7 protein-coding genes are annotated in these 12518 nt (G+C 70.1%); 4 read left to right on the top strand and 3 right to left on the bottom strand.

Annotation, left to right across the window (positions count from 1 at the left end; genetic code table 11):
- Positions 1-138 precede the first annotated feature (138 nt).
- The 4 genes from OHT57_RS14295 (at position 139) to OHT57_RS14280 (ending at position 9145) form a co-directional block, all read left to right on the top strand.
- Complete coding sequence (locus tag OHT57_RS14295) at positions 139-1518, top strand: alpha-amylase (protein ID WP_328746760.1); 1380 nt, start codon at positions 139-141, stop codon at positions 1516-1518.
- A 143-nt stretch (positions 1519-1661) separates the two neighbouring features.
- On the top strand, positions 1662-7064 hold the full coding sequence (gene pulA, locus OHT57_RS14290) for a pullulanase-type alpha-1,6-glucosidase (RefSeq protein WP_328746759.1): 5403 nt from the start codon (positions 1662-1664) through the stop codon (positions 7062-7064).
- A 73-nt stretch (positions 7065-7137) separates the two neighbouring features.
- Positions 7138-8757 (top strand): SpoIIE family protein phosphatase, encoded by a 1620-nt coding sequence (locus OHT57_RS14285; protein WP_328746758.1) that lies wholly within the window; start codon positions 7138-7140, stop codon positions 8755-8757.
- A 28-nt stretch (positions 8758-8785) separates the two neighbouring features.
- Positions 8786-9145 carry a 5-carboxymethyl-2-hydroxymuconate Delta-isomerase gene (locus OHT57_RS14280; protein WP_328746757.1) on the top strand — a complete coding sequence of 120 codons (360 nt, stop codon included), beginning with the start codon at positions 8786-8788 and terminating at the stop codon, positions 9143-9145.
- A 5-nt stretch (positions 9146-9150) separates the two neighbouring features.
- Here OHT57_RS14280 and OHT57_RS14275 read toward each other — a convergent pair whose 3' ends face one another.
- The 3 genes from OHT57_RS14275 to OHT57_RS14265 form a co-directional block, all read right to left on the bottom strand.
- Positions 9151-9840 carry a TetR/AcrR family transcriptional regulator gene (locus OHT57_RS14275; RefSeq protein ID WP_328746756.1) on the bottom strand — a complete coding sequence of 230 codons (690 nt, stop codon included), beginning with the start codon at positions 9838-9840 and terminating at the stop codon, positions 9151-9153.
- A gap of 90 nt (positions 9841-9930) precedes the next feature.
- Entirely contained in the window at positions 9931-11856 is a 1926-nt protein-coding gene (locus OHT57_RS14270; protein WP_328746755.1) for a hypothetical protein, read from the bottom strand.
- A 49-nt stretch (positions 11857-11905) separates the two neighbouring features.
- The gene (locus OHT57_RS14265; RefSeq protein ID WP_328746753.1) at positions 11906-12406 is read right to left on the bottom strand and encodes a tetratricopeptide repeat protein; all 501 of its coding nucleotides are present in this window, start codon (positions 12404-12406) and stop codon (positions 11906-11908) included.
- Positions 12407-12518: the final 112 nt, after the last annotated feature.

The raw sequence follows: 12518 nt of genomic DNA, 5'->3' as shown, positions 1-12518 counted from the left end.
AGTCGAGGCGGGCGCGCCAAGACCTGTGAAACTTCTTGCCGCCTCTTTCAAGACTCTTGCTGTAAACATTTCGTGAGCGGTACGTTCTCGCCGACGCCAGGCAAAGACGCCCGGCCGTCACGCAAGGAGAACCCCCACGTGATATCGAGATGGTCCACCACCGCGTCCGCCGCCGCCCTCGCCGCCTCGGTCGCCGTCCTCGCCCCCACCACGGCCCAGGCCGCCCCGCCCGGCACCAAGGACGTCACCGCCGTCCTCTTCGAGTGGAACTTCGCGTCCGTGGCCAGGGAGTGCACCAACACCCTCGGCCCCGCCGGATACGGCTACGTCCAGGTCTCCCCGCCCGCCGAGCACATCCAGGGCTCGCAGTGGTGGACGTCGTACCAGCCGGTCAGCTACAGGATCGCCGGACGGCTCGGGGACGCCACCGCCTTCCAGAACATGGTGAACACCTGCCACGCCGCGGGCGTGAAGGTCGTCGTCGACACCGTCATCAACCACATGTCCGCGGGCAGCGGCACCGGTACCGGCGGCTCGTCGTACTCGAAGTACACCTACCCGGGTCTGTACTCGTCGTACGACATGGACGACTGCACGTCCGCGGTCACCGACTACACCAACCGCGCCAACGTCCAGAACTGCGAACTCGTCAACCTCGCCGACCTGGACACCGGCGAGGAGTACGTCCGCGCCACCATCGCCGGGTACATGAACGGCCTGCTCGGGCGCGGTGTCGACGGGTTCCGCATCGACGCGGCCAAGCACATCCCGGCGACCGACCTCGCGAACATCAAGTCCCGGCTGAGCAACCCGTCGGCGTACTGGAAGCAGGAGGTCATCTACGGCAGCGGAGAGGCCGTCCAGCCCACCGAGTACACGGGCAACGGGGACGTCCAGGAGTTCCGCTACGCCTTCGACCTCAAGCGCGTCTTCAACAACGAGAACCTCGCCTACCTGAAGAACTACGGCGAGGGCTGGGGTTACCTGAACAACTCGGTCGCCGCCGTCTTCGTGGACAACCACGACACCGAGCGCAACGGCTCCACGCTCAGCTACAAGGACGGCGCGAACTACACCCTCGCCAACGTCTTCATGCTGGCCCACCCGTACGGCGCCCCGGACATCAACTCCGGCTACGAGTGGTCCGACAAGGACGCGGGACCACCCAACGGCGGTTCGGTCACCGCCTGTTGGCAGGACGGCTGGAAGTGCCAGCACGCCTGGCCGGAGATCCTGCGCATGGTCGCCTTCCGCAACGCGACCCGCGGCCAGTCACTCACCGACTGGTGGGACAACGGCGGTGACGCGATCGCCTTCGGGCGGGGCGCCAAGGGGTACGTCGCCATCAACCACGAGTCGGGCAGCCTGAGTCGGACATACCAGACGTCGCTGGCGGCGGGCACCTACTGCAACGTGCAGAACAACACGAGTGTGACGGTGGACTCCAGCGGCCGGTTCACGGCCACCCTCGGCTCCAATACGGCGCTGGCGATCTACGCCGGCAAGTCGAGCTGCTGAGCGTCACACCCGCGACGGTCCGGGGCTGCCGGGGCTGCAATTTCTTTCCGGATGTTTCAGGACTCTTGCTGTAAGCCTTACGGCGGCGATACGGTCGCGCGGGGTCGGACCCACAGAGCCGTCATCGCAAGGAGTCCACGTCAGTGATACCCAGATGGCCGGTGCCGTCGAGGCGCCGCACCGCGCATGCCGGACGGGTCGCCGCGGTCACCGTGATCGCGCTGGCCGCAGCGCTCGTCCAGCCGCTGTCCGCCCGGGCGGACACCCCGCCCCCGCCGCCCTCCGACGCGAAGCTCGCCGCGGAACCGGCCCGGCACGACGACACCCGTGAGCAGTTCTACTTCGTCCTCCCGGACCGCTTCGCCAACGGAGACACGTCGAACGACCGGGGCGGGCTCACCGGTTCACGGCTGAGCACCGGCTACGACCCCACCGACAAGGGCTTCTACCAGGGCGGCGACCTCAAGGGCCTCACCAAGAAGCTCGACTACATCAAGGACCTCGGCACCACCTCCATCTGGATGGCCCCGATCTTCAAGAACCGGCCCGTACAGGGGACGGGGAGCAACGCCTCGGCCGGCTACCACGGCTACTGGATCACCGACTTCACCCAGGTCGACCCACACTTCGGCACCAACAAGGACCTTCAGACCCTGATCGCCAAGGCGCACGCCAAGGGCATGAAGGTTTTCTTCGACGTCATCACCAACCACACGGCCGACCTCGTCGACTACGAGGAGAAGTCCTACAGCTACCTCTCCAAGGGCGCCTTCCCGTACCTCACGAAAGACGGTGAGCCGTTCGACGACGCGGACCACGCGGCCGCAGGCAGGACGTTCCCGAGCGTCGACGCCGACTCCTTCCCGCGCACCCCGACGGTCACCAGCAGCGCCAAGGTCCCGTCCTGGCTCAACGACCCCACGATGTACCACAACCGCGGCGACTCGACCTACGCCGGTGAGTCCACGACCTACGGCGACTTCTCCGGCCTCGACGACCTGTGGACCGAGCGTCCCGAGGTCGTCAGCGGCATGGAGAGGATCTATCAGCGCTGGGTCAGGGACTTCGACATCGACGGCTTCCGGATCGACACCGTGAAGCACGTGAACATGGAGTTCTGGACCCAGTGGGCCACGGCCCTCGACGCCTACGCCGCCAAGCAGGGCCGCAAGAACTTCTTCATGTTCGGCGAGGTCTACTCCGCCGACACGGCGATCACGTCGCCGTACGTCACCCAGGGCCGCCTCGACGCCACGCTCGACTTCCCCTTCCAGGAGGCCGCCCGGCAGTACGCCTCCCAGGGCGGCAGCGCGCAGTCCCTCTCCAAGGTCTTCGGCGACGACTACAAGTACACGACCGACAAGGCCAACGCCTACGAACAGGTCACCTTCCTCGGCAACCACGACATGGGCCGCATCGGGTACTTCCTGAACCAGGACGACCCGAAGGCCACCGACGCCGAACTCCTCGCCAAGGACAGGCTCGCCAACGAGCTGATGTTCCTCAGCCGCGGCAACCCCGTCGTCTACTACGGCGACGAGCAGGGCTTCACCGGCTCCGGCGGCGACAAGGACGCCCGCCAGACGATGTTCGCGTCGAGGACTGCCGACTACCTCGACGACGACGAGATCGGCACCGACCGCACCCACGCGAGCGACGCCTACGACCGCAGCGCGCCGCTGTACCGGCAGATCAGCGCGCTGTCCAAGCTCCGCAGGGCCAACCCGGCGCTGACGGACGGCGTCCAGGAGGAGCGGTACGCGGCGGACGGGGCCGGGGTCTACGCCTTCTCCCGCACCGACGCCAGGACCGGCCAGGAGTACGTCGTTGCCTTCAACAACGCTGCCGAGGCCCGGTCGGCGACCTTCGCGACCGGTTCGGCGGGCATGAAGTTCCTTGGCGTGTACGGCACTTCGGCCGGCGTGACCTCCGGCGCGGACAAGAAGATCACGGTCACCGTCCCGGCCGGTTCCGCGATCGTCCTCAAAGCGGCCGGCTGGCTCGCCGAGCCCGCCACCAGGCCGACGATCACGATCGAGGCCCCGGCCGCCGGAGCCACCGGCACCGTCGAACTCGCCGCCGACGTGCACGGGGGACAGCTCAACCGGGTCGTCTTCGCCGCCCAGGTCGGAAACGGAAAGTGGCGGACGCTCGGCTCCGCCGACCACGCCCCCTTCAAGGTCACCCAGACCATCGGCAAGGACGTTCCGGCCGGAACAGCCCTGCGCTACAAGGCGGTTGTGATCGACTCGGCCGGCCGGACCGCCGGTGCGACCGCTGAGAGCGGCACCGGCACCCCGCCCGCCGAGGAGACCCCCACCGCCTCCTCCCGCGACTACGCGGTCGTCCACTACAAGCGCACCGACGGCGACTACACCGACTGGGGCCTGTACGCGTGGGGCGACCTCGCCGACGGTGAGTCCACCACCTGGCCCGCCGGCCATCCCTTCGTCGGCCGGGACGCGTACGGCGCCTTCGCCTACGTCAAGCTGAAGCCGGGTGCCTCCAACGTCGGCTTCCTCGTCGTCGACAAGGACGGCAACAAGGACGTCTCCGCCGACCGCACGATCGACGTGACCCGGACCGGTGAGGTCTGGATCGAGCAGGGCAAGGACGCCGTACACACCGAAAGGCCCGACTACCCGGCGCAGGACACGTCCAAGGCGGTCATCCACTACCACCGTGCCGACGGGGAGTACGACGGCTGGGGTCTGCACGTCTGGACGGGTGCCGCGAACCCCACCGACTGGTCGAAGCCACTGGAGCCGGTGCGGACCGACGCCTATGGAGCGGTGTACGAGGTTCCGCTCAACGACGGCGCCACCAGCCTCAGTTACATCCTCCACAAGGGTGACGAGAAGGACCTGCCCACCGACCGGTCCCTGGACCTCACGGCGGACGGCCACGAGGTGTGGCTGCTGAACGCCCAGGAGAAGTACCTGCTCCCGCAGCCCGCCGGGTCCGCCGCCGCGCTCGACCTCACCACTGCCAAGGCAATCTGGATCGACCGGAACACGGTCGCCTGGAACGGCTCCGAGGCCGCCGCCTCCACCCAGCTGCTGTACTCCCACGACGGCTCGATCACCGTGGACGGCGGTGCGCTGACCAGCGACGACGAGAGGTGGCTGCGACTGACCAGGACCGCCCTCACCGACGCGCAGAAGGCCAAGTTCCCGCATCTGAAGGACTACACGGCCTGGTCTGTCGACCCCCGCGACCGCGACCGGGTGCGTCAGGCCCTGAGCGGCCAGCTCGTGGCCTCCCAACGAGCCGCGAACGGAGCGGTGCTGACCGCGACCGGCGTGCAGATCGGCGGTGTGCTCGACGATCTGTACCCCGCCGCCACGAAGGCCGAGTTGGGTCCCGTCTTCCACAAAGGCCGCCCCACGCTGTCCGTCTGGGCCCCCACCGCACAGTCGGTCCGGCTGGAGATCGACGGAGCCCTCGTCGGGATGAAACGGAACAGCACCACCGGCGTCTGGTCCGTCACCGGCCCGGCGTCCTGGAAGGGCAATGCCTATCGGTACGCCGTGAAGGTCTGGGCGCCCAGTGTCCGCAAGGTCGTCACCAACAAGGTCACCGACCCCTACTCGGTGGCCCTCACCACCGACTCCGGGCGCAGCCTCGTCGTCGACCTGGACGACACATCCCTGGCCCCGGCCGCCTGGTCGACGTACCGGAAGCCCGCGGCCGTACCGCTGAGGGACGCCGAGATCCAGGAGCTGCACATCCGGGACTTCTCGACAGCGGACAGGACCGTGCCCGCAGCGGACCAGGGCACCTACCTCGCCTTCACCGACAAGGACAGCGACGGCTCCAGGCACCTGCGTGAGCTCGCGAGGGCGGGCACGTCGTACGTGCACCTGCTGCCCGCCTTCGACATCGCGACCATCCCCGAACGCCGCCAGGACCAGACGAGTCCCGACTGCGACCTCGCCTCCTACCCGGCCGACTCCGACGCACAGCAGGCGTGCGTCGCGAAGGCCGCCGCGAAGGACGCCTACAACTGGGGCTACGACCCGTACCACTACACGGTCCCCGAGGGCTCGTACGCCACCGACCCGGACGGCACCGGCCGCACGGTCGAGTTCCGGAAGATGGTCAAGTCCCTCAACGAGGACGGCCTGCGGGTCGTCATGGACGTCGTCTACAACCACACCGCGGCGAGCGGACAGGCCCCCACGAGCGTCCTCGACCGGATCGTCCCCGGCTACTACCAGCGGCTCCTCGCCGACGGCTCGGTGGCCACCAGCACATGCTGTGCGAACACCGCGACCGAGAACGCCATGATGGGTAAACTGGTCGTCGACTCGATCGTCACCTGGGCCAGGGAGTACAAGGTCGACGGCTTCCGCTTCGACCTCATGGGCCACCACCCCAAGGCCAACATCCTGGCCGTCAGGAAGGCCCTCGACGCGCTGACCCTCACAAAGGACGGCGTCGACGGCAGGAAGATCATCCTCTACGGCGAGGGCTGGAACTTCGGCGAGGTCGCCGACGACGCCCGCTTCGTGCAGGCCACGCAGAAGAACATGGCCGGCACGGGCATCGCGACCTTCTCCGACCGCGCCCGTGACGCCGTACGCGGCGGCGGCCCCTTCGACGAGGACCCCGGCGTCCAGGGCTTCGCGTCCGGGCTGTACACCGACCCCAACACCTCGACGGCGAACGGGACTTCACCGGAGCAGAAGGCGCGCCTGCTGCACTACCAGGACCTGATCAAGGTCGGGCTCTCCGGCAACCTCGCCCGGTACCGCTTCACCGACACCGACGGCAAGGAGGTCACCGGCGCCCAGGTCGACTACAACGGACAGCCCGCGGGCTACGCGGACGCCCCCGGTGACGCCCTCGCCTACGCCGACGCGCACGACAACGAGTCCCTGTTCGACGCGCTGACGTACAAGCTGCCCGCCGGCACCGGCGCCGACGACCGGGCCCGGATGCAGGTCCTCGTCATGGCCACGGCCGCCCTCTCACAGGGCCCGGCGCTCTCCCAGGCGGGCACCGACCTGCTGCGCTCCAAGTCACTGGACCGCAACTCCTTCGACAGCGGCGACTGGTTCAACGCCGTCCACTGGAACTGCGAGGACGGCAACGGCTACGGCCGCGGACTGCCCATGGCCGCCGACAACGCGACCAAGTGGCCGTACGCGAAGCCCCTGTTGGGCTCGGTGAAGGTCGGCTGCCGGCAGATCGAGGGGGCCTCGGGCGCCTACCGGGACCTGCTGAGGATCCGTACGACGGAGAAGGCGTTCTCGCTCGCCACAGCCGACCGGGTGCAGTCGCAGCTGTCCTTCCCGCTGTCAGGGAAGGACGAGACACCCGGAGTGATCACGATGGAACTGGGCGATCTCGTCGTCGTGTTCAACGCGACGCCGAACGCCCGCACCCAGCGTGTCGACGCCCTTGCCGGACGCACATACCGGCTGCATCCCGTACAGACGGCAGGGGCGGATCCTACCGTCAAGGGGGCGTCCTACGAGAAGAAATCGGGGACCTTCGCCGTTCCGGGGAGAACCGTGGCCGTTTTCCTTCGTCATCCCTAGCCGAACGCATTACCTTGGTGGAGCAGACCCCGAACCCCGGTCTGCTCCACCGGTGTTGCCCGAGGGGTGACAGATGGAAGCCAAAGGCAAGCTGACAGGCACGACCGTGCTGGTCGTGGACGACGTGGAGGCCAGCCGGTACGCCATGGGCACCGTGCTGAGCCGCGCCGGTCACCGGGTCGTCCCGGTCGCCACCGGCGGCGAGGCCCTCGCCGAACTCGACGTACGACTGCGCAAGGGCACCCTTCCGGACGTGGCCCTCGTCGACGTGGGCCTGCCGGACATGAGCGGCTTCGAACTGTGCCGCCTGTTCAAGGAGCGGCCGCACACGGCCGGGATGCCCGTCGTGCACTTCTCGGCCGCCGCCGTGCCCCCGGCCGTGCACTGTGCGGGCATGGACACGGGCGTCGAGGCCTATCTGAAGGTGCCCGCCGAGCCGCTGGAGATCGAGGCGGTGGTCCGCTCCGCCATACGCAACGCACAACTGCGGGCCGGTGACCGGGCGTTGGTGCGACGGCTCACCCTGCTGTCGGAGACGATCGTCACCATCCAGTCGGCCCGCACTCTCCAGGAGCTCTCCGACGCGGCCGCCGAGGGTGTCTCGCGGCTCACCGGCACCCCCGCCGCCGTCTTCGTCCTCGACCAGGACGATCAGCTCTACCGCGGCCTGTCCCGGGACCGCATCGCCGTGGCTCTGCCGGACGAGAACGCCGGCCGGGCCGTGGCGACCCTGCTGCGCCGCCTCACCCGGGGACAGGCCGGAGTGCAGCTCACCACCGTGCCCGCGCCGCTGTGGCCCGCAGGGTTCTTCCGGCCAGGCGTCGAGCACGACGCCCGACTCGCGGTCGTCGCCACCGAGGACGGCAGGACACCGGTGTGCCTGGCCGCGCCCGCGCGCGGGATGCGCCGGATGGGACTGGAGGGCGAGACCCTGCTCGCCCAGCTGGCCCAGGCCACCGCGCTCGCCGCCCAGCCGCTGCTCATGTACAAGGTCGAGCGGCATGTCGCCCTCACCCTCCAGCACAGCTTCCTGCCCCAGCCGCACCGGCTGCCCGAGCTGCCGGGCCTCGACGTCGTGGTCCGCTACGTCCCCGCCTCCCGGCAGACCGAGATCGGCGGTGACTTCTACGCCGCGCTCCGCGTGGACGAGGGTGTACTCACCGCGGTCGGCGACGTCGTCGGGCACTCGCTGGACGCGGCGACCGTCATGGTCGAGCTCCGGCACGCGCTGCGCGCCTACGCCGTCGACGAGAGCGACCCGGCCGTCCTCGCCGAGCGCCTGGACCGGACGCTCCAGCGCTACCACCCCGACACCACGGCCACCGTCTGTCTGGCCCTGATCGACCCGGAGACCGGCCGCACCCGGATCGCCAACGCCGGCCACATCCCGCCACTGATCGTCCGCGACACCGGCACCGCCGACTACGCCAAGGCGGCCGGACCGCTGCTCGGTGTGGGTCTGCACCATCCGCCGGCCACCGAGATGTACCTCGAACCGACCGACCGGCTCCTGATGGTCACCGACGGCCTCATCGAGACCCGCGGCACCGACCTCTCGGCCTCGCTGGAACACCTGCGCGCGGCCGCCGCCGGTGCCCTTCCCGGCCTGGACGCCCTGTGCGACACCCTGCTGGACACCTTCGGCCACGACCGTGAGGACGACATCGCCATGCTGGCGCTGCGGCTACGCTGACCTGTGCCGTCGTAGAACAGGAGTGCCCATGCCGCAGATCACCGTCGACCACTCACGCTTCGTCCCGCTCGACCGGGAGGCCTTCGCGCGGGACCTGCACAGCGCCCTCGTCGAGATCGCGGCCGCCAAGCCGGAGGCCTGCAAGACGCAGTTCCGGGTGAGCGAGGTCACCGCGTTCGGGTACGAGGACCCGGGGGAGTACGGACACGCCGTCGTGCACGTCACGCTGGGCCTGCTCGCCGGGCGCACCGAGGCGACCAAGGCCAGGCTCACCGAGGCTGTCCTGGAACTGCTGAAGAAGCACGTGGAGGACGACGGCTCAGCGGTCCTGCACGCCTCGGCAGAGGTCCGGGACCTGGACGCCTCATACCGGAAGTTCGAGCGCTAGTCCGCTCAGGAAGCCAGCGAGATCAGCCGGGCGGCGAGGTCGGTGAACGGGCCGTCGTTCGGCTCGTCCTTCAGCATGTGACGCAGCAGCGCGGTCATCTCCTCGTCGAAGGCCGCGCTCACGGCGGCCAGCGCCGCGAAGTCGTGCACGAGCTTCAACTCCAGCTCGGCGCGCGGGATACGGCGGCCGTCCAGCCAGATCAGAGCCGTCGACTCGACGAGCGAGATCCAGGACCGGACGACCAGTTCCAGTCGCGCGGGCGGATCGTCCACGCGCAGATGCGAAAGGATCTGGTCGTACGCGATCTGCCGGACGGAGTCGACGAGGACGTTGGTCGCCGAGGAACCCACCGCGGGGCCGCCTCGCATCAACGCCGAGAAGCCGGGCCCGTGTTGGTCGACGAAGTCGAAGAACCGGCGCATCACCCGCAGCAGCCGCCCACCCAGCGACCCCTCGTGCGGCTCCTCGAACCGGCTCGCCAGATCCTCCGCCGCCCGCTTCAACGCGGCTTCGTACAGGCTGAGTTTGCCGGGGAAGTAGTGGTAGACCAACGGCCGTGAGATACCGGCCGCCGACGCTATCTCGTCGATGGAGACCTCGTCGGGCGAACGACGGGCGAACAGTTCGAGGGCGACGCCGATCAACTGCTGACGCCGTTCCTCGACTCCCATTCTTCGACGGACCCCGGTAGTCATGCGAACACCTTACCGATCGAAAAAGGCCCGGAACGGCCCGGTCCGGCCAGCGGTGTTCACATGTCCGGCACGAGTCGGCACGTTTTGCTCCTACCGGAGCCCACTGACCGACCGCCCGTTCCGCAGAGTCCCCTTCAGCTCGGCCTGGGCTCCCTGCTTCACCCGCGCGGCCAGCAGATGACCGTCAGCCGTCGCCCGGACCCCGCCCGTGGCGCTGATCGACGACGTCCCCCGGCTGCCCGCCGCCAGCAGGTACCAGGACCCCGCCCCCGACTTCCACAGCACCCCGGCCAGCACCTGCGGATCCTTCGCCCCGCACGACGGCACGTTCTGCGCCTTCGCCGCGACCGCCCCGTACGTCCCGCCCGGCGTGTGGAACTGGGCCAGCACCAGCTCCCCGCCGCCCTGCCAGGTCTCGGCCCGGGTGCACACCCAGTCCGCCGTACCGCTCGCGTCGGGCAGCTGCTGGGCCGCGTACGCCCAGGTGTTCACACTGCGCACGCCCGCGGAACGCATCGCGCCGAGCGAGCAGGCGTACGGCGCCCAGGCACGCAGCGCCCCCGCTCCGGAGGTGTCCTTCACGGACCCGGGACGGCCGGTGGTGAGGCGGGCCGGCACCAGCTCACCGAGGTCGGTGAAGAGCCGGGTGCCGGAGGCGTCCGTCAGCTGGAGCACGTTCCAGGAGGTGCAGGCGCCGCTCTGCGCGGGGCCGGCCATCGGTGCGGTCGCGCCGCCGGACAGCGTGAGGTCCATGGCGCCGGCGCCCGGCTTCAGCAGGTCCCGCTCGGCGGCCCCGGTCACCCAAGGCGCCGTCAGATAGCGGACGTTGCCGTCGGACCGGCCCAGGACGACCGCGCCCGCCCCGGCCCGGTCCGCGCCGTCGACCCGCGCGAAGTCGAGGGCGGCGCCCTTGGTGCTGTCCCTCAACTCGGCATAGCGGACGATGCGCAGACCGTCGTAGAGGATCACCACGCGCGCGTTGTCGACGGTCCCGGCGTACAGGAGCTGCGGCGGGCCGGACGGGCCGCCCGACGGGGTGCCGGGCGTCGCGGAGACCTGGACGGTCTCGCCGGGACGGGCCCAGACGGCGAGGGCGCGGCGCAGCAGGGCCGAGTCGCCGCTGAGGTCGCCGCGCGCGGGCCACACCGAGAAGTCGGTGCGGGCCGAGGACTCCCACGCGCCGGCCGGGACCTTGAGCAGCAGGGCCGGGTCCAGGGCCGCCTGAGCGGCCGGGTTCTGCGCGTAGGCGGGCGCGGCGGCGCCGTCGGGGCCCCAGCCGTCGCCCGGCATGCCGAGCAGTGCCCCGCACACGGCGACGGCCGCGGCGGCGGCGAGCGCGGCCTTCATGTGCTGCCGGCGCCGCATCAGGTCGGTGGGCCGGGCCTGCAGCGAGCAGGGGTCGAACTCGGGGGAGTTCAGCAGGGCGTACTGCGCGGTGACCTCGTCGGCCTCGTCGAGCGCCGTGTCCACGTCCGCGACGCCCGCCGCCGTCAGGACCTGCCGTACGTCGCCGTCGGGGAGCTTCTCCAGGCCGCGCAGCACATAGGCGGCGCGGGCCGGACCGGAGAGCGCCGACAGGCTCTGGTCCAGGGCGAGTTCGTCGGCGCCCCCGGAGCGCGGGAAGAGCCGCAGGCCCCACACGTGGGGGAGCAGCGGCGGCAGCTGGGAGCGCTTGGGCCACGCCGTGCGCCTCCGTGGCAGGCCCGCCTCCAGCGCCGTACGCACCACCTGGTGGCGGACGAAGGCGTAGCCGGGGTCGCCCTCGCGGCCGGCCGACTGGGACGGGATCACGGGCGCTGCGGCCCGGCCCCGGGGCAGGGCACGCTGGGTGAGGGCGTGCGCGGTCAGGACCCGCCGGTTGCGGCCCAGGCCCGGCGGCAGCACCAGATAGGCGAGCCGGACCAGCCGTGGGTAGTGCTCGACGAGCGCGGCCTCGGCCTGTTCGACGTCGACGACGGGGTCGGAGGCGGAGCCTGAGGCGGGTGCGGGGCGCGGGGCGACATCCTGTGACTGCACGTTCAGCAGAACGAGCGAATCGTCGGATGGTCACCGCCACCCGGGTGGATCAGCCCTCGGGGTCGACCAAGGCGCGCGCGTAGTTCGCCATCGACCGCTGGTAACGCGGCAGATGGGGTGCGAGCGCGCCGAGGACCAGCGACAGCCCCTCGCGATCGCGGCCGAGGCTGGACAGACACAGGGCGAGAGTGGCCCGTACGGCGTCGTCCAACTCGTCGGACGGCCCGTCCAGTTCGGGCGTGAGCAGCTTGACGCCCTCCTGCGCCTGCCCGATGTTCCGCAGGGAACTCGACAGTTGGATCTTGGCCCGTCGCCCCTTGTAACCCCTCAGACCCTTCGCGAGCGCCTCCCGGTACAGCGGGGCCGCACTGTCCGAGTGCCCCGTCGAGTCCCAGGCGCAGGCCCGCTCGAAGGGGCCGTCCGGACTGCCGTCCGGCAGCTCGGCCACGAGCGCGTCGATCACGGCCCGGAAATCGGCCGCCCGCTCCTCCGGGAAGTCGTCGAAGGTGTCCCACGCGGCGGTCACTCGCTTTTCCCAGTCCTCGTTCACCGGCACACTTTCGCACAGCCGTACCCTCGGTGACACCCGGATTTGAGCGTCCCGCGCCTCACAGCCGTATGGGAGGAGACGGGCCCCCGCCGGGGTCCGTCGACGTGACCGT

The organism is Streptomyces sp. NBC_00285 (assembly GCF_036174265.1).
Taxonomy (GTDB): Bacteria; Actinomycetota; Actinomycetes; order Streptomycetales; family Streptomycetaceae; genus Streptomyces.
This window is presented reverse-complemented; position numbering and strand designations above follow the sequence as displayed.